This window comes from Dyella silvatica (assembly GCF_026283955.1).
Lineage (GTDB): Bacteria > Pseudomonadota > Gammaproteobacteria > Xanthomonadales > Rhodanobacteraceae > Dyella_C > Dyella_C silvatica.
The window spans coordinates 37,973-61,833 of record NZ_JAPDPE010000014.1; the positions used below are offsets into that span (position 1 = coordinate 37,973).

General features: G+C 58.0%; 24 protein-coding genes. 3 read left to right on the top strand and 21 right to left on the bottom strand.

Features of this window, described 5'->3' with window-relative positions; translation table 11 throughout:
* Nucleotides 1-161: 161 nt before the first annotated feature.
* Nucleotides 162-1,148, bottom strand: coding sequence for a tRNA dihydrouridine synthase DusB (dusB, locus tag OUZ52_RS04875; RefSeq protein ID WP_266157197.1), 987 nt, complete (start codon nucleotides 1,146-1,148; stop codon nucleotides 162-164).
* A 108-nt stretch (nucleotides 1,149-1,256) separates the two neighbouring features.
* On the opposite strand from dusB, the gene OUZ52_RS04880 reads away from it, so the two are divergent.
* Entirely contained in the window at nucleotides 1,257-1,850 is a 594-nt protein-coding gene (locus OUZ52_RS04880; protein WP_266157198.1) for a flagellar basal body-associated protein FliL, read from the top strand.
* 13 nt (nucleotides 1,851-1,863) lie between these two features.
* On the opposite strand, the gene OUZ52_RS04885 is transcribed toward OUZ52_RS04880, so the two are convergent.
* Nucleotides 1,864-2,112 carry a TonB-dependent receptor gene (locus OUZ52_RS04885; RefSeq protein WP_266157199.1) on the bottom strand — a complete coding sequence of 83 codons (249 nt, stop codon included), beginning with the start codon at nucleotides 2,110-2,112 and terminating at the stop codon, nucleotides 1,864-1,866.
* Nucleotides 2,072-3,334, bottom strand: coding sequence for a nucleoside permease (locus tag OUZ52_RS04890; protein WP_266157200.1), 1,263 nt, complete (start codon nucleotides 3,332-3,334; stop codon nucleotides 2,072-2,074). The genes OUZ52_RS04885 and OUZ52_RS04890 overlap by 41 nt, the downstream gene beginning before the upstream one ends.
* A 286-nt stretch (nucleotides 3,335-3,620) precedes the next feature.
* Here OUZ52_RS04890 and rhtC point away from each other — a divergent pair, with 286 nt between their 5' ends.
* Entirely contained in the window at nucleotides 3,621-4,250 is a 630-nt protein-coding gene (rhtC, locus tag OUZ52_RS04895) for a threonine export protein RhtC (RefSeq protein WP_266157201.1), read from the top strand.
* 22 nt (nucleotides 4,251-4,272) lie between these two features.
* On the opposite strand, the gene OUZ52_RS04900 is transcribed toward rhtC, so the two are convergent.
* Complete coding sequence (locus OUZ52_RS04900) at nucleotides 4,273-5,139, bottom strand: nickel/cobalt efflux transporter (protein WP_266157202.1); 867 nt, start codon at nucleotides 5,137-5,139, stop codon at nucleotides 4,273-4,275.
* 53 nt (nucleotides 5,140-5,192) lie between these two features.
* Here OUZ52_RS04900 and OUZ52_RS04905 point away from each other — a divergent pair, with 53 nt between their 5' ends.
* Nucleotides 5,193-5,465, top strand: coding sequence for a metal/formaldehyde-sensitive transcriptional repressor (locus tag OUZ52_RS04905; protein ID WP_266157203.1), 273 nt, complete (start codon nucleotides 5,193-5,195; stop codon nucleotides 5,463-5,465).
* Nucleotides 5,466-5,471: 6 nt separating this feature from the next.
* Here the strand turns inward: OUZ52_RS04905 and OUZ52_RS04910 are convergent, their stop codons facing one another.
* The 17 genes from OUZ52_RS04910 to virB11 all read right to left on the bottom strand — a co-directional run.
* Nucleotides 5,472-6,062: an NAD(P)H-dependent oxidoreductase gene (locus OUZ52_RS04910; protein WP_266157204.1), complete on the bottom strand. Its 591-nt coding sequence runs from the start codon at nucleotides 6,060-6,062 to the stop codon at nucleotides 5,472-5,474.
* A gap of 53 nt (nucleotides 6,063-6,115) precedes the next feature.
* The gene (locus OUZ52_RS04915) at nucleotides 6,116-7,486 is read right to left on the bottom strand and encodes an FAD-binding oxidoreductase (protein WP_266157205.1); all 1,371 of its coding nucleotides are present in this window, start codon (nucleotides 7,484-7,486) and stop codon (nucleotides 6,116-6,118) included.
* Nucleotides 7,487-7,548: 62 nt separating this feature from the next.
* Complete coding sequence (locus tag OUZ52_RS04920; protein WP_266157206.1) at nucleotides 7,549-9,237, bottom strand: type IV secretory system conjugative DNA transfer family protein; 1,689 nt, start codon at nucleotides 9,235-9,237, stop codon at nucleotides 7,549-7,551.
* Nucleotides 9,238-9,519: 282 nt separating this feature from the next.
* Nucleotides 9,520-9,849, bottom strand: a complete 330-nt coding sequence (locus OUZ52_RS04925; protein WP_266157207.1) for a hypothetical protein — start codon at nucleotides 9,847-9,849, stop codon at nucleotides 9,520-9,522.
* Nucleotides 9,850-10,123: 274 nt separating this feature from the next.
* Nucleotides 10,124-11,794 carry an XVIPCD domain-containing protein gene (locus tag OUZ52_RS04930; protein WP_266157208.1) on the bottom strand — a complete coding sequence of 557 codons (1,671 nt, stop codon included), beginning with the start codon at nucleotides 11,792-11,794 and terminating at the stop codon, nucleotides 10,124-10,126.
* Nucleotides 11,791-12,327 (bottom strand): hypothetical protein, encoded by a 537-nt coding sequence (locus OUZ52_RS04935; RefSeq protein ID WP_266157209.1) that lies wholly within the window; start codon nucleotides 12,325-12,327, stop codon nucleotides 11,791-11,793. The genes OUZ52_RS04930 and OUZ52_RS04935 overlap by 4 nt, the downstream gene beginning before the upstream one ends.
* A gap of 157 nt (nucleotides 12,328-12,484) precedes the next feature.
* Nucleotides 12,485-13,834 carry an XVIPCD domain-containing protein gene (locus OUZ52_RS04940; protein ID WP_266157210.1) on the bottom strand — a complete coding sequence of 450 codons (1,350 nt, stop codon included), beginning with the start codon at nucleotides 13,832-13,834 and terminating at the stop codon, nucleotides 12,485-12,487.
* 82 nt (nucleotides 13,835-13,916) lie between these two features.
* Entirely contained in the window at nucleotides 13,917-14,939 is a 1,023-nt protein-coding gene (locus tag OUZ52_RS04945; RefSeq protein WP_266157211.1) for a lysozyme inhibitor LprI family protein, read from the bottom strand.
* A gap of 329 nt (nucleotides 14,940-15,268) precedes the next feature.
* Entirely contained in the window at nucleotides 15,269-15,418 is a 150-nt protein-coding gene (locus OUZ52_RS22965) for a DUF4189 domain-containing protein (protein ID WP_425493789.1), read from the bottom strand.
* 299 nt (nucleotides 15,419-15,717) lie between these two features.
* Entirely contained in the window at nucleotides 15,718-16,224 is a 507-nt protein-coding gene (locus OUZ52_RS22970; RefSeq protein ID WP_425493790.1) for a DUF4189 domain-containing protein, read from the bottom strand.
* A gap of 211 nt (nucleotides 16,225-16,435) precedes the next feature.
* On the bottom strand, nucleotides 16,436-17,635 hold the full coding sequence (locus OUZ52_RS04950; protein WP_266157212.1) for a TrbL/VirB6 family protein: 1,200 nt from the start codon (nucleotides 17,633-17,635) through the stop codon (nucleotides 16,436-16,438).
* Between the two features lie 99 nt (nucleotides 17,636-17,734).
* Nucleotides 17,735-18,598, bottom strand: coding sequence for a hypothetical protein (locus tag OUZ52_RS04955; protein WP_266157213.1), 864 nt, complete (start codon nucleotides 18,596-18,598; stop codon nucleotides 17,735-17,737).
* A gap of 29 nt (nucleotides 18,599-18,627) precedes the next feature.
* Nucleotides 18,628-21,099: a VirB4 family type IV secretion/conjugal transfer ATPase gene (locus OUZ52_RS04960; RefSeq protein WP_266157214.1), complete on the bottom strand. Its 2,472-nt coding sequence runs from the start codon at nucleotides 21,097-21,099 to the stop codon at nucleotides 18,628-18,630.
* A gap of 79 nt (nucleotides 21,100-21,178) precedes the next feature.
* Complete coding sequence (locus OUZ52_RS04965) at nucleotides 21,179-21,487, bottom strand: VirB3 family type IV secretion system protein (RefSeq protein ID WP_266157215.1); 309 nt, start codon at nucleotides 21,485-21,487, stop codon at nucleotides 21,179-21,181.
* Nucleotides 21,480-21,893: a TrbC/VirB2 family protein gene (locus tag OUZ52_RS04970; protein WP_266157216.1), complete on the bottom strand. Its 414-nt coding sequence runs from the start codon at nucleotides 21,891-21,893 to the stop codon at nucleotides 21,480-21,482. Before OUZ52_RS04970 ends, OUZ52_RS04965 begins: the two co-directional genes overlap by 8 nt.
* A gap of 248 nt (nucleotides 21,894-22,141) precedes the next feature.
* Entirely contained in the window at nucleotides 22,142-23,080 is a 939-nt protein-coding gene (locus OUZ52_RS22845) for a lytic transglycosylase domain-containing protein (protein WP_323135314.1), read from the bottom strand.
* A 52-nt stretch (nucleotides 23,081-23,132) separates the two neighbouring features.
* On the bottom strand, nucleotides 23,133-23,861 hold a 729-nt coding region (gene virB11 / locus OUZ52_RS04980; RefSeq protein WP_266157217.1), incomplete at its 5' end, for a P-type DNA transfer ATPase VirB11.

A 23,861-nucleotide genomic window follows, 5' to 3' on the forward strand; every position in this document is an offset into this window, starting at 1 on the left:
TTGCGGCGTTGGCTCCTCCCCCTATTTGTAGGGGGAGGTTGGGAGGGGGTTCTATCTTGCGGCAGCTTTTGTTGCAGCACTCAAGTGGGTGGGCTCGCAAACGCTATGAGCTCATGGCCCTTATATCGCGCGCTTGATTGAAGATCTGGAGCAGCCCCGGTTCAAGCCGCCAGTTGCGCCTGTTGTTCCAGGGCAGCGAAATAATCGCGGGTGAGTCGCAGTTGGTCGGTGGCGGTTTCTGCGCGGTTGACTACGTGGCGGAAGGCGGCGTTTTCGGGGCGGTCTTTGGCGTACCAGCCGAGGTGTTTGCGGGCGATGCGCAGGCCCTGAAGTTCGCCGTAGAAGGCGTAGAGCTGTTGGAGGTGGTCGAGCAGGATCGTGGCGACTTCGCCGGGGGTGGGTTCGGGCAGCAGTTCGCCGGTGGTGAGGTAGTGGGCGATTTCGCGGAAGATCCACGGGCGGCCTTGGGCGCCACGACCGATCATCACGGCGTCGGCGCCGGTGACTTGCAAGACGTGCTTGGCTTGCTGTGGCGTCAGTACATCGCCGTTGGCGAGCACGGGACTGCGCACGGCGGCTTTGACGGCGGCAATCGTTTCGTACTCGGCTTCGCCTTCGTATTTGTCGGCGCGGGTGCGGCCGTGCACGGCCAGGGCGGCGATGCCGGCGTCTTCGGCGATGCGGGCGATGGTCAGCGCGTTTTTATGTTCGCGATCCCAGCCGGTGCGGATCTTCAGGGTGACGGGTACTGATACGGCTTGCGCGACAGCGCTGAGAATGCGCGCCACCAGTGGTTCGTCTTGCAGCAGGGCTGAGCCGGACCACACGTTGCAGACTTTCTTGGCCGGGCAGCCCATGTTGATATCGATGATTTGCGCGCCGTGATCGGCGTTGTAGCGCGCGGCGTCGGCCAGCATGGCCGGGTCGTAGCCGGCGATCTGCACGCTGACCGGTTCGGGTTCGCCGAGGTGGTCCATGCGCTTGAGTGATTTGCGGGTTTGCCACAGGCGTGGATCGGCGTTGGTCATTTCCGAGACGGCCAGACCGGCGCCCAGCCGTTTGCACAGCAGGCGAAAAGGTTTGTCGGTGACGCCCGCCATCGGGGCGAGCACGACCGGCGGGTCGATACGGTAGGGGCCAATCTGCATGCGCGCATTGTAGCGGGAGTGGCGACCAGGCTCCGCAAGCCGCTGTAGAGCTTGCGGAAGCGGTCGGCGTGCTAGTGTCTTGCGCGCTTGCCACGGGTGGAGAGAACGATGCGGTTGCGCAAATTCTTGTGGGTGCTGTGCTGGCTTCCGGCCCTGGCCTGGGCGCATCACGGAGCCAAGGGCGTGAGTGGCCTGGCCGATGTCACGGTATGGATCGTGCGCCATGCGGAGAAGGCCGACAGCGGCGACGGTTTAAGCCCGCAGGGCGAGCAGCGCGCCACGGCCTATGCGACCTATTTCGATCCGTTGCAATGGGACGGCGATACCTATTTGCCGCAGCGCTTGATCGCGACCAGCGACAGCAAGGAAAGCATCCGTCCGCGCCTTACGCTGACGCCGCTGTCGCAGCGGATCGGCTTGCCGATTGAGCAGCCTTGGGCGGATGAGCAGGTCGATGCCCTGGTCAAATCGTTGCGCAAGCAAAATCAGGCCAAGGTGGTGTTGATCGCCTGGCATCACGGGCATATCCCGAAGCTGATCGATGCCTTTGGCGGCAAGGCGAAGGATCTGCTTGGCAGTAAATCCTGGCCAGATGATGTGTATAACTGGCTGGTGATTTTGCACTTCGACCACGACGGCAAGCTGCAGGAAAAGCACAGTCAGCGGGTGCTCGAACATGTGCTGCCTAGCGATGGCGGATGAGTGCGGTGAGCGGTTAGATAGCCGCTGAGGCTTGGACGAAATACATGCGCGGCTCGCTGACGTACAGGCCATGGTTGTTGTCGACCGAGCGCGTGAAGTAGCGCCGGTCGAACAGGTTTTTCACGCCTTCTGCGAGTTTCAGATTCGCCAGCTGCGAGCCGAAGACGTACTCGCTGCGCAGGTTCCAGTGGGTCTTGCCGGGGATATCGCCATGGTCGCCATCAGGCGTGAAGAAGGGGCTCTTGCAGGGCGCTGGGCTCATGTTTGTGTTTGAACAACAGCATGAACAAGATCGCCACGATCAGCGAATACAAGGCAAAGGCAATCCAGATGCCGTGCCAGTTCTTGCTCTGATCCGGATAGGTGAAGAACTCCTCGATGACGATGCCGCTGATCGAGCTGCCGAGCACGGCGCCGACGCCGTTGGTCATCATCATGAAAAGCCCTTGCGCGCTAGCGCGAATCCGCGGGTCGCTCTGGGTCTCGACGAAAAGCGAACCGGAGATATTGAAGAAGTCGAAGGCCATGCCATAGACGATGCACGACAGCACAATCATCCACAGGCCGCTGCCCGGATTGCCGTAGGCAAACAAGCCGAATCGCAAAGCCCAGGCTATCATGCTGATGAACATCACCGCCTTGATGCCGAAGCGCTTCAGAAAAAACGGGATCGCCAGAATGAACAAGGTCTCGGAAATCTGCGAGATCGACATGATGATGGCGGGGTACTTCACCGGCACCAAGTCTTTATAGGCATCGATCTTGGCGAAATCGTGCAGAAAAGTATCGCCATAGGCATTGGTCAATTGCAGCGACGCGCCTAGCAGCATCGCGAACAGAAAAAAGACCGCCATCTTGCTGTTCTTGAACAGCGCAAACGAGGTGAAGCCCAGCGTTTCGATCAGCGAGGCATGGGCCTTGCGCTCCATCTTGGGCGGGCATTTGGGCAGGCTGAAGGCGTACAGGCCAAGCAGCAGCGATGCGGCCGAGGCGACGTAGAACTGGCCCGAGGTGGTTTCCAGATGCAGCAGGCTGACCACCCATAGCGCGGCGATAAAGCCGACGGTGCCCCATACGCGGATCGGCGGATACACCTTGACGATGTCGATGCCGCTGCCTTTGAGCGCGTTGTAGGCCACCGTGATGGCCAGGGCGATGGTCGGCATATAGCAGGCCATGTTCAACAGCATGACCCAGAACATGGTGTGCGGGTTATCGACCATGGGCACGGTGAACAGCACCATGGCGCCGCCGATATGCAGGATGCCGTAGAGCTTTTCGGCGTTGATCCAACGATCGGCGATCATGCCCAGGATGGACGGCATGAACAGCGAGGCGATGCCCATGGTGGAAAAAATCGCGCCGAACTGTGAGCCTGACCAGTGCTTGTTTTGAAACCAGTAGGCACCAATGGTGATGAGCCACGAACCCCAGATAAAGAACTGCAGGATATTCATCAGAATCAGGCGGAATTTGATGCTCATGGACTCAATATGCGTAAGTGATTGGGGCCGTACTCACACGGTCACGGCCACGGCGCGTTGCCCGATGAGCGGGAAAACGTTGCCAGCGGCGATCGAGTGACTCCCCCTCAGATACCCGAACAAGCCAGGGCCTGCGGCGTCAGCGCGCATGCGGGTACCAATGGTAAGACGCCGGCAGCGTAGATGAGCCGGGCTTGTTGCAGCAAGCTGCATTGCGGCGCCGAGGTGACTTTGTCGGCCAAGTCGGAGATGCTTTCAAACCTTAGATTGGCTCGAGGGGTAGCGCATGAGTTTGTTTATAACCATTGCCATCGTGCATTTGATCGCCTTGTTAAGCCCGGGCCCGGACTTTTTCTTCGTCTCGCAGACGGCGGTCAGCCGTTCGCGCCGGCAGGCCTTGTTTGGCGTGATGGGGATTACCCTCGGTGTGGTCGTATGGTCGACCCTGGCTTTGCTGGGCCTGCAATTGTTGCTGCAACGGCTGTTATGGCTGGAGCGGTTGATCGCTACGGCCGGCGGCCTTTATCTGGCCTGGATGGGGGTCAAGATGCTGCGCAGTGCATGGCAGGCGCCGGTGGCCGGCGAAGCCCAGCCGCGGGCGGTGTTGCAGCAAGGCGATATGGCGACGCTGCGGGCAGGCCTGTTTACCAATCTGGCCAATCCCAAGGCGGTGATTTATTTCGGCAGCGTGTTTTCTGCCTTTATTGGCGATGACGTCACGGTAGGCGCGCGCTGGGGCCTGTGGACCTTGGTGATGGTGGAGACCTTTGTCTGGTTTGCCTTGGTGGCTGCGGTGTTTGCGTTGCCGAGCATGCGTCGCGGTTATCTGCGCCTGTCACGTTGGATCGACGGGGTGGCCGGTGCGGTGTTCGTGCTGTTTGGCCTGCATCTGATTTTTTCACGCCGCGGCGCCTGATTCAGCCGGCTACCCCCGGGCATTAGCGCAACGCCGTCCAGCCTTGCCATGCCACATACAGTCCCACCAGCACGATTAGCCCGCTCGAAGCGTAGGGTGCGCGGCGTATCCACTGGCCCAGCGCGGGCCAGCGCTTGGTCGCCTGGTTCATGCCGATCGCCGCGGCGACGCCGACCAGCACCATGGTCAAGGCCAGGCCCACGCTGAAAGAGAGCACCAGGGTCGCGCCCAGGCTGATCCGCTTCAGCTGCAGGCACAGCAGTAAGACAGTGATGGCGGCCGGGCAGGGGATGAGTCCACCGGTAAGCCCGAAGATCACGATTTGCGCGGTGCTGACCTGGCGGTTGGCAAAACGGCGCTGGATGTCATGGGCATGCTCTCGCTCGTGAGCATCCTGGTAGTCCACCAACTGCGGCGCAGGCAGGGTGAATACCGCATCCTGCATCTGCCCGGCAGCGGGCGCGCTGAAGGCATGGGCATAGCGGTGAGCGAGTGAGGGTGCCTGGCCGTGGTGGTCATGCTCATGGGCTAGTTCACGCTGATGCTCGCGCCAGGTGCGGTACAGCATCCACAGTGCGATAAGCACGATCAGGCCACCGGAGGCGAGCTGGAAGTAAGGCTCGCTGGCGTTCATGTCGAAACGGGAGCCCAGGTACAGGCCAAGCAGCGCCACCAGCCAGACAATCAGCGTGTGTGAGAATGCGGCAGAGAGACCAAGCAACGCAGCCTGGGTAACGGTGCCTCGAATGGCGATGATGAAGGCCGCCATCATGGTCTTCGAATGTCCCGGCTCCAGCCCGTGCAGGGCACCGAGCAGGATCGCGGTTGGAATGAACAGCCATAGATGGCCACTGCCTTGGCTCAACAGTTGAACAAGATCGGGCAACATGCGTTTCACCTAATGGGCATATACTGCCCCCTAGTATATGGATAAGAGGAGCTATGGGCCATACCGTCGCCAATAAAAGCAAGTTGATCGCCCGCGTGCGGCGTATCAAGGGTCAATTGGACGCGCTTGAGCGCGGCCTATCGGAAGAGCGCGGTTGCGCCGAGACACTGCAGCAGATCGCCGCTGTGCGCGGCGCGGTCAATGGCCTGATGGGCGAAGTGCTGGAGGGGCATTTGCGCACCCATGTCGCCGACCCCCATGCCGATGCCGAGCATCAGCAAGAGTTGGACGACGTGCTCAAGATACTGCGCTCTTACATGAAGTAACCGCGCTCACCACGAGGCCAGTGCCCGTGCGATGCCTTGCCGAAACCGTGTGACTTGCTTCGCGGTAACGCGTTCGCTTTGATACAGCGACAGCATTTGCATACGGCACTGTGCCGCGCAGGCACCCAGTATTGCCGTCTTGAGGATTCTCCTGACGGGGCGTCGCATGACCCAGCGATCGACCCATGACGGTGAACCCAGTGTGGTCACCACCAGCATCCGGCGCAGCCCTGACAACCGGGCTTTGATGGCGCCCCCATCGGCGGCATGGTCATAGGCAACCCCAGGTGCCCACACACGATCAAACCAGCCTTTGAGTATCGCGGGAAAGCCGAACCACCAGGTCGGGAAAACCAGCACGATGGCGTCGGCATGGCGCAGCCGCTGGATTTCTGCGGCGACATGGGTGTCGTCGTAAGCCGGGGCGTAGTAACTCGCGCGCTCGCTGGCGCTTAGCGCGGGATCGAAGGCGTTTTTGTAGAGATCTTCGAGCACGACCTCATGCCCGCCCGCCTTAAGCAAGTCATGTACGTGCTGCGCCAGCGAGGCGGCGAGACTGTCGTGCAGTGGATGGGCAAGTACCAGCAAACACTTCAAGGCAGACTCCTAACCCTATGGATCGTGCATGAGTGGATGCGCCGGGGCGCAGGCTAAGGCAGCAGCTTGCCTGGGTTGAGAATGCCGTCCGGGTCGAAGGCTGTTTTGACGTTACGCATCAGCCCCAGCGTTTCGGCTGACAGTGCCAGCGGCATGAATTCGCGTTTGACCAGGCCGATACCGTGCTCGCCCGACAGCGTGCCGTCGAGCGAAATCACCAGCGCGAACACCTCGCCCAGGCAGGCGTGCGAACGCTCGCGTTCGGCGTCATCACGGGGCAGCAGATTGACATGCAGGTTGCCGTTGCCGGCATGGCCGAAGGTGACTATCAGCACGTCATGCTTGGCGGCCAGCTGTTTGATGCCATCGACCAGCTCGGGTAATCGGCTGACTGGGACAACCACGTCCTCGTTGATCTTGTTCGGGGAAATCGTGCGCTGTGCCGGCGACAAGGCTTTGCGCGCCGACCACAAGGCCTGGGTTTCTTCCGCCGTCTGGGCGACTTGCAAATCGTCGAGACCGTCGCCGCGGGCGGCCCGCGATACGGCTTCGACCGCGCCGGCCAGCGTGTCTGGCTCGCCATCCACTTCAATCATCAGCATCGCACCGGCCAGCGGTACGCCATCGCCGCCGTAGTCGCGTGCCAGCTTCAAGGCGACGTCGTCGATAAACTCCAGCGCACAGGGCGTTACTGGTTGCGCCATGATTCTCGCCACCGCACGCGCGGCGGCGCCGACGTCGCGATACGTGGCGCGCAGGGTGCGTATGCCGGTGGGTTTGGGGGTCAGCTTGAGGGTGGCCTCGGTGATCAGCGCCAGCGTGCCCTCGGAACCGATCAACAGACGGGTCAGGTCGTAACCGGTGGAGCCTTTGCTGGTGTAGGTGCCGCAGCGGAAGCCAGCACCGGTGCCCGCCACCGCACGCAAACCCAGGGTGTTCTCACGCGGGCTGCCGTACTTCACCGTGCGCGGGCCGGCTGAGTTGCAGGCGAGATTGCCGCCGATGCTGCACCAGGGCGATGAGGTAGGGTCGGGCGGCCAGAAGAAGCCAAGCGGCTTCAAGGCCTGCTGCAGGTCGCCATTCAATACACCGGGTTCGACGATGGCAAGGCGGTTATCCGGGTCGAGGCGAATGATCCGGTTCATCCGCTCAAAGCTGACCACCACGCCGCCGTCGACCGGCACGGTGGCGCCCGTGGTATTGGTGCCGCGTCCGCGTGCGATCACCGGGATGCGATGGACGCGGCAGGCCTGCACCAGGGTTTCCACTTGCGCGTGCTCGGTGGGAAATAGCACCGCATCCGGCATCGCATGGCGGCGCGAGTTGTCATACGCGTAGGCCAGTCGTTCGGCTTCATCGAAGGAGCAGGCGTCGGCCGCGAAGGTCTGGCGGAGGGTGTCGAGCAGTGCCGGGGGGAGCGTCATGCGCGTAAGTCTAGCGCTGAAGCTGCGGACAGGGTGTCCGCAGCTTCAGGATAGGGCTCGGCTTAGATGGTCAAGGTGGCGACGTTCACTTTGGGCAACAAGCGAGAAGTGAAGTACTTGTCCTGGTAGTAGCGGATTTTCTCGCACATCACCGGGAAAGCGATGCCCTCATAAAGAAAGACTTCTTTGTCATTGCCCATAGCCTTTAGTTCTTGCGGAAGCATCAGGGCACGCCGTTCTTCGGACTGGCTGCGCGACACGTCGCCGCGGCTACCGCCGCCGCGCGTGATGTTTTCTTTGCGTACGGTGGTATAGCCCAGCATGTCGGAATAATCGTTGGCGTCCTGTTGCTCGCGCGGTGCGTAGACGATTTGCAGTGCATGGTTGGTGACCAACGTGCGCGAGACGTCTTTGCCATAAGTGGCATCGAGTTGAGCCATGCTCTGGATGATGGGCAAAAGCCGGATGTTGTAGCCGGCCATGTACGACACCGCCGTGGCAATGATCTCCACCTTGCCGATCGAGGTGAATTCGTCCATCAGCAACAGGCACTGGTATTTCAGCGCCGGATTGTTCTGCGGCAATTCCTTGGTGTTCAAGTTGATCAGCTGGCTGAAAAAAAGATTCACGATCAAGCGGCTCTCCGCCAGCTTGTTCGGCTGAATGCCGATATAAATCGTCATTTTCTTTTTGCGTACATCGGTCAGCAAGAAATCGTCGTCGCTAGTGGCCGCGTCCAGCACCGGATTGATCCAGGCGTTGAGCGGCTCTTTGAAGGTGCCGAGAATCGAGGCAAAGGTTTCATTCGCCTGCGACAGCAGGTTAGAAAAAGCCGATTGCGCAGTGCCACTGAGAAAAGGCTGCTGCGCCAGCATTTGGTAGAGCTGCTTCAAATCGGTGCCGTCACCGGATGACAGCCGGTAAACGGCGCCAAGCGTCGGCTTGACCCGGAGTTTCAGCGGTATGTTTTTCTTCTCGTCGTCATCCCATTTTTCAAACAGGTAGAGCGTGAAGGCCATGAACGCATTGCGTGCCTGGCTGACCCAGAATTTCTGATCATCGGAGCCATCCGGATAAAGCATCGCCGCGATGCTCATCAAATCCGACACGCGAAAAGCGGGATCTTTGGATACGTAGCTGAGCGGATTCCAGCGATGGCTGCGGCGATCTTCAGCAAATGGGTTGAACAAATAGATTTCTTGACCCTGGCTGGCGCGCCAACCGCTGGTCAACTCGAAGTTTTCCTGTTTGATATCCAGAACGACGGTCGATTCCTGATAGTCGAGCAGGTTCGGAATCACCACGCCGACACCTTTGCCGGAGCGTGTTGGCGCCGCCAGGATGACAAACTGCTGACCACTGAGTCGAACCAGGTTGCCGTGGAACTTGCCGACCAGGATGCCGTTGTTCGATGACTTGAACATACCGAGCTTGCTCAGATCACCACTTTTGGCAAAGCGGGCATCGCCGTGTATCGATGGCTTCTTTTGCCTGGCCATGAAATACATCACGATCAGCCAGGCAATCAAAGGCAGGCCAAAACCGATATAGCCGGCTGCCTTGATGCGGCCAAGATAGGGCTGCACCTGCGGCAAATCCATGGAACGCAGATAGCTCCAATAGGTATCCCATTGGATCTGGCTGGTGCCTACTTTAAGAAACAGCAGTGTCAGAAAGCCGGAAAGATATTCCCCCGCAACCAGGACGGCCAAGATCAATCCGGCCGCCCAATACCATTTCGCCTTGCTCATGAAGTTCTACCTTGGTGCCAGTTTCCCTTGCGGGTATATCGATGCTGGAAGATCGTGGAAACTTTGAAACTTATTTCGGCCTTCGTCCACAAGACAGGTTGTTTTTGTCGAGCGGTATATGGCGAATGCCTGTGTAAAGTTCTCAGTCATTTTTCGAAACATTAATGGTCTTTGCCTATCAGGCAAAGACCATGAGCGCTACCTCTTGAACAGTTGTTGCGATGAATAAATGATGCACGAAACTACCGGGCAATTTGCCCGGTAGTTTCGTGCATCTGGCGATCAATGCTCGAACGGGCTCGATTCGGCGGGCGCCGTGCCGTTCCATGCGCCGGACTTCTGCGCCATGGGACAAACGGTCAAGTATTGATCCAACGAATCATAGTCGGCTGATGTCCAGGGCCTTCCATATTCATTGGGTGGATCGCAACTCAGATCTGGCAGGTAGGCTCCGGTATAAGGTGCAATCGGCCACCAGCATTTCGTCGGGGTCTGCTGTCCTTGGGTACAGAACACGAACGGATCGTTGGCTCGATACCTCAATGGTTCGTAGAACTGGGCACTGGCCTGCATGGTGAAAAGCATGGCCGCCATAAAAATCCAGCCTTTCATGAAAACTCCTTTGCTTCCGTACGAAGGTGAAGCCATTAGGTGATTTTGGCTGGCCGGAAATGTTGCTTGCCGACCAGGGTGATTGCAAGTGAAGGCCGATATCCGAATACCTGTGAGAAAAATAACGCTTGGCATTCGCTATCGTTTTAAACCAAGGTGCTGGTACTGCATTCTGCGTATCGACAGCTTCTCCCGAGAGATGTCGATACGCCGTAAATCCATTCCATGGAAGCGCCTTTTTGTGCCGCAAGGCGCCTCCATGCCACTGTGCAAGTCATACGGTTTGCGCGGGATTCCCCCGGTTCTGCGTTTGCTGATGTTCCTGTTGCTGCGATAGCTGGGCCTGATTGGCATGTCTGGCTTGCGCTGCCTGCTCCCATGCGGCGCTGCTCTTCTCGACCGGCGTGGCGACGGCTTCGGCAGTATGCACATGGGTTATGCGCTTGAATGACGAATGCAGGTCACCTTGCACGGCGTAAGTGTGCTTGGCGTCGTCACTGAGTACCGCATGGTGGATCTGACTCAAGCCATCGCGTCGCGCCGCTACCACCAGGGCCGCGGCCAGATTGCTGCTGCGCTGATCGGGGACATGCTGATGCTGGGCATCCAATCGATGGACCGCGCCTAGCGACTGCTGATAGAGCGCGTGATCGGGGTGCGAGCTATGGTCCAGGCGTGCGGGCGCCGCCGCTGCCGGGGTGGCTGGCTTGTGATCGAACCATGAGCCGGGGTGGCTAAAGGTATCGAAGGCGCTTGACACTTTTTCACCCACGGCATGACCCGCTTCACTCATGGCGTGACCTGCCGCGTGCAGGGCCTGCGAGGCTTCATGGGCGACCTTGCCCGCGGCGTGCTCAGCAGCCACGAAGCCGTGCGAAACCTCTTTGCGCACCGTGTCATAAGCTTGTGTAGCGTCATGAGCCACCACATGGGCCACGTGCTCGGCTGCGTGGACGCCTTGCGATACCTTTTCGGTGACGGTGTGACGTGCGGTGTTGTAAGCCTGCGAGGCGTCGTGAGCGACCACATGGGCCGCGTGCTCGGCGGCATGAATGCCTTGGGTTATTTTTTCGCCTGCTGCGTGACCTAGTGCTTCTGCACCAGTGACAACGGCCTTGGGTACTTCCCACGATGCCGATAGCCCTGTGCGAAGATCGAGGACATCCTTGCGGTAGCGGTCGACCATGCCTTGATGCGCCTCGTAGCGGGCGGCGTTCTCCGGCGTCATGATCGATTGACCCAGGGTCTTTCCGTTGGGCACGAAGTTGTCGATCGCATGGGCGTCTGCCTGGATCTTGCCCAGGATGGGCTCGCGCGGCGTAAGCAAGGTGTTGTTGTCGCGATAACCCGCCTTGCTCAACGCATCGATATCTTGCTGGGTGGCGTAGACGCGCACTTGGCCAAAATGGGCACTACCGGCGCTGACCACATCGGTGGCGCGAACATTGTCGATGATCTGGTTGCCGCCTTTGGGCACACCTTCGAGCAAGCCTGCCGCACCGTAGGCGTTGAAGGTCTCGCCATGCAAGCCGTACTTATATGCCGTGATCTCGGCGAGGGTGCCGCCGAGCGAATGGCCGGTGACGGTAATGCTGGGTGCCGGCTGGTGTTTTTGCTCGGCTTCGTGTTTCGCTTCATTCATGACTTTCTGGGTGAAAGCCATGGCATCGGAAGTCTGCGAGTTCAGGCCGGTGAAGACCATGCCGCCGTCGGCGATGACACCATCTTGCAAGGGTTCCCGGCCAAACTCGGTACCGCGGTGGGCGATGATGATTTCACCCGTATCGACGCGTTTGTACGCCGTGCCTTGATAGCCGGTGACGGGGTCGTTGGCGTAATCGATCGCTCGGTAGGTGACGCCACCGAGGATGATCGGCTTGTTCAGCACGGGATCCTTGTAGGAGTCCTGCGCCAGCAAGGCGTAATCGGTTGGGCTGACACTCATTGGACGTCCTCCTTGGCGACGAGCGTGATCGAGAATATGTCGGTACGCGATTCAGGCTGGTAGTCGGATCGCTTGAGGCTGCCGGTGATGGTGGGGAAGCTGTCTTTTCCCTTGCGCGCGTCCAGATATTCGCCGTCGGCAAAATAAGTGGCGACGGGTTTCTGCGCCTTGATGTCGTCAATGAACAAGGCCGGGCTTAAATCCGAGGCGTTGACCTTTAGTGCCGCGGTGGCGGCCACCACCGACCAATGACAGACGCCGAGACCGTAATAGTCCTCGTCCTGGAATAAGTCGGTATAGAACGTGGCTCGGTAGACTTTGTCGCTGACCCGGGTCAGGTCGAGAGGAACGCTTTTCTCGGGTGCCAGCGTCGCGCCACTGCCAGGGCTAAGCGGTACGCAGCGATCATTGGAAACTTTGTACTGCACGAATCCGGTTACCGCATCGAACGGGCCGGGCGCGCCATCGATGGTCATGGTGATTTCGTAGCGGGTTTTCGGATGCGGATTCTGTTTGATGTCTGGAGTTTTCATAGGTGAGCTGCACGCAGAAGTGGTCAGGGCCAGAGATAGGATGAGCGAGGAAGTCAGACGAATGGACATGGCTGGGCTATTCGATTCGTTGAGGAAAAACTGCCGCCGTCATGAACGACGCTGCGCTTTGACGTCGCGATGGAATCGCTGATTTTCCTCATGGCCCTGTCCTTGGCATCTCGCCGGCGCCAAGCTGGTTCGCAGGTGATTCATGGGCTCGTGCTTGCGCTGATGCCTGTGCCGGGTCCCACGGCTTTTCCTGCATGACTTGTTTCCAAGCCAGGCTGCTTTGCTCAATCGGTGTCTTGGCTGCTACTGCGGTCTCCACCTGGGTCATTTGCTTGATCGGTGAGTTCAACTCGCCTTGCACGGCGAAAGTACGCGATGCATCGTCGCTCAACATCACATGGTGAATCTGATGCAGGCCATCGCGCCGCGCGGCGACAACCAGCGAGGCGGCCAGATGGTCGCTGTGCTGATCGGATGTGCGTTGCTGTTGGCTATCGAGCCGATGCACTGCACCGCGAGCCTGCTGATACAGCGCATGATCGGGGTGTGACGCATGGTCCAACTGGTGCGTGGTAGCGGCAGCTCCCGCGCTCTTTTTACCTTCCTGCTGCATCACCTGCTGATGAATGGCTTCCAGTGTCTTGGCTCCGGCGATGCCGTCTGCTTTCAGGCCATGATCGTGCTGAAACGCCTCCAGGGCAGCCTTGCTGGCGGGGCCGAAATGGCCATCTGCACGCAGGGTTTTGTGTTGCGCGTCGGTATAGCCCAGTGCGGCCAGATCGGCCTGTAGCTTGCGCACTGATTCGGGGTGCCCTTCCTGGCCGTGAGCGCCCTGTGCCGACGCATGCCCCGAGGTGTTATGTGACTGCTGCGTGCCGGGTTGCGCGATGGTGCCAACATCGCCCTTGGCCAGGCGCTCCATCACTTCGGGTGTCAGTTTCTTTTCCCAGCTGGCGAAACGCTCTCGGCGATCTTCCAGGCCGTTGTACTTGCCGTTGACAGCTTTGGTCGCAGCCTTGACGTCTTCACGGGCAGCTTCCGGCACGTGGCTTTCCCAATACCAGGCGGCAATCTTGGATGCGTTCCTGGGTTCGGCGGCAAGCTCGGGGTGCTTGACCAGATCGAGCCCCAGTGCCTGGCCCGCTTCCCGATAGTTATCCTTGCCGGTGAGCTGGATATAGCCGCGCCCGCGATAGGTGTAGCCGTCGCCTGGCTGGTCGTTGCCATTGCGTCCGCCATACATCAGTTCGGCCAGCTGCTGCGGGTGACCCTGCATGGCCTGCAGGCGTGCGGATTCCAGTGCGCCTTCGCCCTGGCGCCACGCGGATTGGACCGGTATCTGCGAAATCCCCTTGGTATAACGAAAGCTCTCTTCAAGCCGGTTCAGGCCATTCGATTCATGCGTGACCTGGGCCATGAAATTGGCCAGCTCTTTCGGCGACTTGATCCCTGCCGTCGTGGCATCCAACAATACTTGTGCTTCTCGATCCGTAGTCATGTATAGCTCCTGATTAACTTCCACTACATGTCGGCGCCATCCCTGTGTGCCATGTTTCCACCCGCCTTGGCGGAAATCCCATTTAATGCAATTCGGCCTCCGGCAGTCGCGAGGGATCGAACTCCTTGAAGGTGACCGCGCCCAGATCGCTGCCGGTCAGATCGATCACTTTCTTTTCGCCCGTTTCGCGGTCTTCCACCCGGCGGACCACTTTCGCGATCAGCCAATCTTTGTGTTCGGGGAAATACTTGAAGGTGAATTCATCGGCCCAATGCTCACGGCCACCACCGCCATTGACGATGGTGAACTGACCCGGTTCCAGCCGCACATAACCGAACGGATCGCCGGCGATGCCGCCGCAACTGGCGCAAGGCACGATGCGATCATTGTGGGCAAACTGCTGTAACTGTCCCTGTGCATCGCGGACCAAGAGCAGCACGTTGCGCGGCGCGCCTTCGCCAAGCTTCTGGTTGCCGTTGCCGGGTGGGTCCAAGACCAGCAAGGCATCGTTGCGCCCGGCGCCGCTGAGATCGCCGGTCTGGGCATCCAGAATCTTGTTGCCGCCGGTGGCGAATGCTTTCAAATCATCCATTTTATTTCCCTTGTCCTGTGCAGTAGCTGCAGGCGTTGCCGCAGTCGCCGCTGCTGACCGCCGTGTATGGCTGGCGTTCTTGTCGTCCGATGCGTTGTCGGAATCGCTCAGCAAGTTCTCTAGCACCTTCGCTCTGCTTGCTGTCATGTTCAGCGAGCAGGTATTCGCCTCGATGCGCTGAGCTTGTTCGCCAGTCCGCGTGTTGGATGAACAAGCTGTATTCTTCTCGGCCAGCCATACTCTTTCTTCGTCGCGCAGGTTGGTTTTCCGCGCTACTGGCAAGGTGGATTGAAGCTTGCGGTAGACGTCATTGAGCCTCGCATCCTGATACGTGAATTCGGAGTCGATGCAGCTCTGCATGCCGGGCATCGCATGATGGGATGCCGCCGCACATTGCTCATACGAGTCCCGCAAGTTGTTCGCAGCAGATGCCGCGCCTTCGCTGGAAAAAGCCGATGCACTCGACGCCAGACAGCACAGTGAAACCATGCCGATGGTTAGGAGACGTTTCATGCTCAGGCTGCTTCCTTGGCGCTGACAGTCATCGGAGCTATCTCACGGGAATCTCGAATTTTAGGGTCAGATGGCGACTGCGGATCAAGCGGATAGGGCGTTTTTGCGAGGTAGGTCACTGAATGTTTACTGTGCCCACAAATTTCATGTCTAAGGATTTGTTATGGGCCGCGTTGTAGCCGTTTAGCTAGTCACGAAAATGAAGTTATTTGATGCGTTTTGACAGGCTTTTTGCGTTATAAAAACTCTGCAATTGTCGAAATATTTCATGGCAGCCGATTGAGCTAACGATTCATTTGCGTCTCCGCTTCACCGTGATTAGGGGAGTCTCAGGCAATGGCCGCACATTGATTGTAATAAGCGAGCTCGATCTTGCAGCGGGTGGCTCTGTGCTCCATACAGTCACTTGTGGCCGCTTGAACTGCATCCGCTTTGCTTGCACGCCCTGCTGCAGTACCAGCCCTGCCAAGTTGCGCCATCAATGGCGATAGCACCTCATCGACCTACCCAGGAAGGCTGAGAAACACGAGCTTGCTGCTGAGAAGAATTCTCCTAAGTAATACGGTGCGGCGAATTCGATTGATCTGGCGGTATGCGCCCTGGATTGCCAGCGAATGGCGCACCTAGAGCGCATTGCGACCAGGTCAGTGGGATATACAGACAATCCATTGAGGCCGGAGCAGCTATCGCTTTCATCTTTGGATGTTCTTCGAGTGACCGGAGATCAAAGTTCATATGGCCGGCCCACTCGTACGCTACTCTGGTTATCTGAACATATTCATCGGACACGCTCTGCGAAGCTGCATTTGCTGTAGACAATTTTGCAGGCGTCCCCTTGGCCGCAGCGATCGATTGCTTTCTGTTCGGCGACGTCCGTGGTAGGTCCCCCTGAATAGCCCATCTTTCCAGCGCCCCATGCAATCGCAGCACACTGATTGTGGAACGAAAGTATCACCTCACAATTTGGGCTTCCGTTCTTTGCACAATCAGACAATGCTGTTTGGTCCGCTTTGGACTTGCTCGTTTGCCCTTCGATAGTTCCTGCTTGCCCTGTCTTATAGTCGACAGCAATGGCACCCCATCTATCTGCCCACACAGCTTGTACTTGAGGAGCTGTTTGTGGGGCCTGCTGCTGAGCTGATCCACCCTGGTAATAAGGCGAATTTGACTGATCTGGTGGAATGCATCCGGGATTGCCTGCCGAGGGAACGCCGGGTGCGCATTGCGACCAGGCAAGCGGTGCATACAGGCAGCCAAGCAATATAGCTATTGAAGTTATTTTCATCGTATCTACCCTCAGAAATCGGTGAGCCTATTGAAGTGCGACTTATTGAGACTCACCGTCTTTTTTCCTGCCCAGCAATCGGTGTTGTGAAGCGCCGTGATCTATTCGATTGCACTGCCCAGTTTCAGCAAACTGGCAATTCATTCTTCAACGATGAGCATTTACCCAGCTTCAATGCCTGATGTAGGTGATAGCCGCCCGTCATACGCCATTAGGCTTCGCTGCTGGGTTGGAAATCTTTTGACTTTTGTACGTCACCGGCCATACCGCTGCCGCCAGAACTAAGACCTAAGGCCTGGCTATTGTTTACAAGGGATGGCATGGCTGCTCCACCACCTGCGGTGTCTCGATTAGGGGGGAGAGTGCCGCCACCGCCACCACCGCCGCCACCACTAGGTGCTCGACCTTGAGCCAACGCTTGTTCACGGCGAGCGGCGCCAGCAGCACCAATGCTGCCAAACGAGGAGTACGACGCGAACTGCCCTAATGTGCCCTGGAAGAATGCGGCTGCCATAGGCGGCGCCATGACGATCAACGTTGATAGCAACAGTCCGAGACCACCCTGCTGCAGTGCCATGCTGCTGATGCCATCGGTTTGTCCTGCACCAATGTTGGTCATCGACAGCAAATATCTTGCTGCGAAGGCCGCGGTGACGGCCGCCATCATCTTCATAGCGATACTTACCATGACGCTCAGCAGTGAAAGGGAGAACACAGTGCCTATGCCATAGAACAGCCATTTACTAAATAGCGATTTGGTCTGCTCGAATAATAGGCACATGATAAATATGGGCCCGAAGCCAATGAACAGGGCCAGGGCGATTCGATTGAGCAGGAGCATGGAGCCGGCGATTACACTGGGGCCGGCAATGCCGATGCCCGTGAACCAGCGATCACGGTCCTTGGCCGCCTGAGACGCCGCGTTGCCACCCGTATCGACGGCATCGATGGTTGCCATAGCAGCTTCCATGCCGGCGAGATTGTTATCGATCGATTGAAATGGGCTGGTACTGCTGCCGGTAACGTAGCTGGCGATTGCGCTGGATACGCCGTCACTAAGCGTCCAGTACAGGGGCGACGACGAGAAGGCCACGCTGGTAGCCACAAAAATCACCAGTACCGCACGCAATGAATCGCCAACCAGCACCATCATGGGTTGCCGCGATTGTCCGGTGACGATACGAAAGCCCTGGAACATGATCCAAATGGTAAGCATCACCACGGCGACAAAGCCGATGATCGAGGCGGATCGCGAGAGCAGATTCCATTGCAGGATATCGATCTCATTACGCAGAAAGTCGTTGATCGTCTTGAAGAAGACGAATTGGGTTGCGCCTCCGAGCGGATCTCCCGGATCTCCCCCCAGCCCAAGCGAGATACTTCCCAGCCAACTTCCCATCATGGCGATCATGGCTCAACTTTCCTTATCAGGCAGAACGATAATTGCGTTTGCCATATCTGGTACGGCAGCGCGCTTATTACGATGGTGTGCTTGTGGTTCAAGCGGTTGTCACCAACCATTGGTGCTCTCGATGCTTAGCTTTTGCATGCCCGGGGCGGCCGTGCTCTGCTGCCCTTGCAGCGCGGCAGAGAGAATGACGCCCGTGGTCATGCTAGCTAGGACCGAGCCGATGTTGACATTGCCGACACCCGGAATATTGATGCTGCCACCAGAGCCAGGAGGCGATTGGCCCGAGGCGGCGGCATCGGCCAATTGAGTTTGTTTGCTACGCAGATAGCGAAGGTTCGCCTCGTAAGCGTAGTTGACCGATTGCATCTGTTGACGGTCTAGTGCAATGAGGTTGTAAAGCGCGGTCAGCTTGTTGGTATTGTCTTCGAGCTTGCCGAACTGATTGGCGTCGCCAGCCTGGATATTCTGGCGTTCGGTCAATAGCGTCCGCAACATGTCATCGCGGGTTTTGCTGGTGGTATACATGGTGATCATGTACTGGTACTGCGCGTTTTCGATAGCAACGATTTGCTGGCAGTTAGCTTGCTGTGCCGTTGCGACCAGGCTGCAATGCGCGCCATCGTCGAGAACCGTGGTCGCCGCAGGCAGTGCTTGTTGCGGGTCGGCCACGCGTGGACCAGGTGCATTTTGATTGTAGGCACCAATAACCAATTTGTTATTGATGTTATTGAGGTTGGTATTGATGGTGCCATTGCCGTCTTGGGTCGTGCCAAGCACCGAATTGATCTTGCCAGTGTCACCCTTGATGTTGCTAAGGGTGTTTTCAGCGTCGGTATCCTGCACTTGCCATTGCGCATGCGCTGCCGGAGCCGCGATGCTTAGCATTACGGCCAACGTCATCGCGCCGAGCAGGCGGCGCACAGCGGTGTGTATGAAAGCGCGAGCGTGAGCGGGGGTAGCCATAGGGTTCTCCTTCCTGATGGGGCTCATGGTCAGATTGCTGCCGAGCGAGTCGGCTGAGTAGATTTAGACGGCTGAGGGGGTTTGGACTTGCCGCTGCCTTTACGATTTTCGTAGAACATTTGCAGCCACTGCTCGGGTCGTAGGTTATCTGCGGGGATGCCTTCGGCCGCCGCGCGCTCCTGCAACACTTCGTGCATGATTTCGATGTTGTCCGTGGATGCCGAAATCACCGCCAGCGCATCGTCCATACCGCGCAAGTTCAACTGACAGACCGAAGACGCATGGCCTTGCTTGACCAGGAAGCAGCGCGAGCGCTCGTCGAGGCTTACAACGACCTGGTATTCGGCATCGGTCAACTTGAGGCCGTTGATGTAATCCTCGCGGCTGGCATTCGGGTTGGGCAGAAGAATCATCGTCGCGGTCTGTTCGATCAGTGCGGCTGCGATATCGCTGGCGAGTGCGTCCTCGGGACTCTGCGTGGCAAAAATGCCCAAGCCGTTCTGCTTACGAATGGTTTTCTGTTTGTTCTTGGCGAATTCTTTCAGGCCACCTTTGCCGTCGAGAATCTTCCAGAACTCGTCCATCACATAGATCAATGGTCGGCCATCGATCAGGGCTTCCAATCGGTGCAGCAGATAATTGATCACCGGCGCACGCACTTCGGCGTTATCGATGATGTCGGTGTAATCGAAGCCGATAATGTTCGCTTTGGTCAGGTCGATGGTATCGACCGGGTTGTCGAAGACCCAACCCAGCGAGTTGCCGGCGGTCCACTTGCGCATACGTATGAACAAGCCGTCGTCGCCCATATTGGGCAGACTTTTCTGGAAGTTGGTCATGTTGCGCAAGTGCATGGGTGTATCGAGCATGTTCTCGACCGCGCGGAAGATATCTTCTTCCTCGCGCGAGCTGTAGACACTCTTGCCTGCAAGCACTTTGACCAGGTCGGCCAGAAACTGCACGTTGGCCTTGGTACGTTCGCACTGGAACGGATTGAAGCCGGTGGGGTGGCCGTTTTCGAGCGCTAGGTAATTGCCACCACAGGCGCGCACAAAGATCTCGGCACCACGATCCTTATCGAAGAAGAAGATCGTCGGTGAGGGTTTCAGCTTTTGCACCTGGCTGAGCAGAAAGTTGATCAGCGCGGTTTTACCTGTACCTGATTTGCCGATCACCATGGTGTTGGCGATAGCTTTCTCGCCCAGCGAGTTCTCGGCCGGATGCGTTGCGTGGAAATTAAAGTAGTAAGGCTGGCCGTTGGTGGTCTGCAGGGTTGTGACGCAATCTCCCCAGGGGTTGTTTTCTCTCTTACCCGTGGCGAAATTGTGCAGCGGTGATAAACCCAGGAAGTTCAACGAGCTGACGTTTGCCAAGCGGGTGCGATATTTCCAGTTGCCTGGAAACTGCGCATAGAACGCGGCGGTCACAGCGAGATCTTCTTTGACCGAAATAAAGCCGGCGTTGGAAAGCTCGGCACGCGTCGCGGCGATTTGCTGTGAGAGCAGCTCCTGGTTCAAGGCGTAGATGGCCATGGAAAAGTGATACTGACCGAGCACGAAGTTGCCCGAGGCCAGCTGATCCATCGCCTGGTCCAGTTCACCGATCTGGCTGACGGCCTTATCGCCAGACGAAATCATCGCACCCTTGGTGCGGTCGAGTGCCTTCAATGCATCTTGTCGCCCCATGGGGCTGAACGAGTGCGTGATGACATACTCGAAATCCAGGTACTTCAAGCCATTGAGGATGCCCGGATAAGTGCCATCCGTATATTCCTTGATGTTCAAGAGCGCGCCGAAATGATTCACGCCGGTGGGCGTGGTAATCACGAAGTCGCCGGTCTTGCTGGAGAAACGCTGCCGGCTTACCGGCAAGTAGTTATAAACCGGTGCTTGTAGCACCGGTACCGGTTCGTCAATGCGGTTGAGCAAGTAACCGTAGAATTCCAGTACCTCGGAGAACACCACGCCATTGCGAGCCTCGTACATTCCGAGACGGTTCGGCGCATAGTCTTTTAATACGGCTTCGACGTTGCCAGCGAGTTCCTGGATAGTTGTGATGGCTTGCAATTGTTCGGATTCGAGCTGGCTCAAGTCGCTCGATTTTTCGGCAAAGCGTTTGCCGCTGACCACCGGACGATAAATCATCGTCAGGTAAAGCTCGTTCTGCATGAGCTTCTGCGACGATAGCGCTTCGTAATAAGCATCCGACATGGTCTGGTTGAATGCTTGATCGAACCGGTTCTTGTCGGCGACGCGACGACGGCGACGAATATCATGTGCCCAAAAGGCCACATTGACGAAATCCGGCGCGCGCAAGGTCTGCAGCATCCGATTAAAGGTGTTGTGGCGGTGTTCGAGATCCCACTCTTCGCGTCCTACGAAGGGCAGGCCGGCCATTCGCCACACCATGAGGAAATCTCCGCCGGTCGTCTTGAGGACGGTCGGCGAGACATGGGTGGAAATGGGGATGAAATCGCTGATACCTGTGTCTGGGGTAAACATGATTCTCTATACCGTTTGGTTCTGTACCGTCTTCACCGGAAGGGGCGCCCCGGCACGTACCGTCGCCGGGGCGTCTGGATTACCGCTCGTCTTTGTGCTGGCCGCGGTAAGAATTGGGCGTGAATACCCACATGCCATCGTGCTGTTGCAGATTGCGAACCCTCGTCCGGAAATGGAAACGAAGGCCCAGCAAGGTGAAGATCATTTCGTCGCGCCGTGCCATCTGACGCATGACGAAAATCACCATCGGGATCAGCAACAGAAACCACATATTGAAGTACATCGCCATCAGCAAGCCCCCGCCCGCCCCCATGAAAAAGGGCAGGTAAGGTACGCCCATGAACATCGCTGGGCGTGTGCAGCCGCGGAACAATGCATCCTTATACATAGTGCTGCAGAAAGTGGGTCAGCATGGCTGACGCGGCACCGCTAGTGGAGGTGCATGCCGACGCCGAGCCGCTGCCGCCCACGACCATCTTGGCTACCTGGGCCGCCGCACCGATCAGCACGCCACCGACCAGGGCAGGAGCGACTTCGGCAATGCGTTTATGTGCGAAAGCAATCTGGTAACCAGAGAAAATGACCGCAATGGTAACGACCACGATCGATGCCGCATTCAACAGGCCGTTGATGTTCTGGAAAAAGCCGCAGACTTTGGTCTGTGTCTCGGTGACATCCTGCGCCAGTCCGAGACTCGGCATAAGCAGCGCCATGACGACGAAGCCCATGATCAAGGTGGCGAGCATGTTCTTGGATTGAAAGTTACCGTTGTTGGTGCATGGATTCGGTGCCATCTCAGATTTCCTTATGAAAGATTTCAAAAACAGATGCGGTGATCTAGTGATGACCGCTTCCAAGGACAGCTGCGCTTCGCGCAGCCACGTTCACTACAGGGACACCTCGAAAAGACTCGAGATGTTGTTGCGGCCATACGGCCGTCGCGGTAAGCACGGGGATGCCTACCAGGCGAGGTTGATAGTCATTGCACGGTGACACGCGCGTTTTCTTCAAGCGCCGTGCCGCCAATGAATGGCTTCGGTGTTCAGAATACGAAAGCGTCATCGCGATTCCCCTGGCGTAGATCGGCCTGATCCGTGGCAGGTGTCGAAACGGTGGGCAACGCCGCAACTTGTGGAGCTACGGTATCTGTAGAAGCTGTTGGCGACACGGACTCGCCGGGTCCGTGTACCTGGGGTACGAATATCCCGTTATTCGTGTCCACTGCGGCCGAGGGCGCGACTGCTGTCGGTGCTACCGTCTGCGCATTCATTGCCGCTGCCATAACCGCCTGTGCTTGCGCCTGCATCGTCGCTACGGGGGGCGCCTCAGCGGCGACAGCGGTGGGCGGTGCCATGACTTGCGCAGGTGTGGTGCCCAGCGCTTTTGCCGCTGCCGGCACGACGGCCATGGAGGCTGCGGTATCCAGTAACACGCTGCGTATCGCGACCCGATAAGCGGCGCTATCCGCGGCAACAGGAGCCATCCCCTTGATGCCATTGCTCGTCACTGCCTGGTTGCTGATTAATTGAATCGGTATCGCTGCGCTTTGGTTACTGGCACTGCGATTGATCGAGTCGTAGATTTTCTGGACGTAACCATCCCGGTAGCCGGTAGTGAAGTTGCCCGAGTAATAACAGCTGAAAGACTTGCCCCAGTCGCCACCGGAACTGGCATAGCACTCGGCGAGGATACGCGCGCCTGCTGCAAGGTTGGAGCAGGTTTGGAATGCCTTTTCATAGGTGTCCAAACCGTACTTGCCGAGATTGGCCCGGTTGACCTGGGCCAGGCCGACGGAAAAGTTGTAGCCCTTGCTTTCGAGCATACGCACAGTGGCGATCGCTTCATCCAGGTTCAGCGGTTGGCGCACCAGTTGGCCGCCGACCACACCGATCGCATAGGGGTTTTCGCCAGACTCGACGTTGACGATGTGCTGCATGACCTCGGCCGGAACGGCCAGGTTCGGGCAAGCCATCATTTCCATTCCAGCTAGCATTTTCGTGACCCCCTGGATCTGAACAGGCTCGACATGGCGACTACCCGGCGTCCGATGGAAAAGTGCGGGCCGGATTGAAATCGATGCCGGTGATGTAGCGACGTCCGGCATGTGCCTTGATATGCACCAGCACATCGATCGTCATCATCAGCAGGCGCTTGATCGTGGAAAACTCCAGGCCAGCGCCTTCGGCAGAAGCCTTCACCATCAACGCCAATTGATCCCACGTTTGTTCGGTATTGCCGGCATGGCAGCTAGTGATCGAGCCGGGGTGACCTGACGCACAGTTACGGATGAAGTAGAACGACTCATCGCCGCGCAACTCGGCCAGGATGATGCGATCGGGCTTCATACGCAGACAGGCTTCCATACAGCTTTTCGCCGATACGTTGCTGGTGCTCTGACCGCCTTTGGAATAAAGCAAATGCACCACGTTGGGCTGCTCGATAAACAGCTCGCGCGCGTCCTCGATGGTCACCAGCCGTTCTTCGGCAGGAATGTGATGCACCAGCGATTTCATGAAGGTAGTCTTGCCGCTGCCGGTAGCGCCGGAAACGACAATGTTTTTCTTGTGCAGCACCGCCTTTTTAAAGAACTCCGCATAACGGCGTTCGGCCCGTAGCGCAAGCAGCTCACGGTCGTGATCGCTGAGGCTGTGTGCGTCTTCGAGAATTTGATCGAAAAAACCATCTTCCTGATACTGCGCCAGCGTTTTGGTTTGCTTGGAAGGCAGGCGAATGGTGATCGATACTTTGCCCGCTTCGCATGC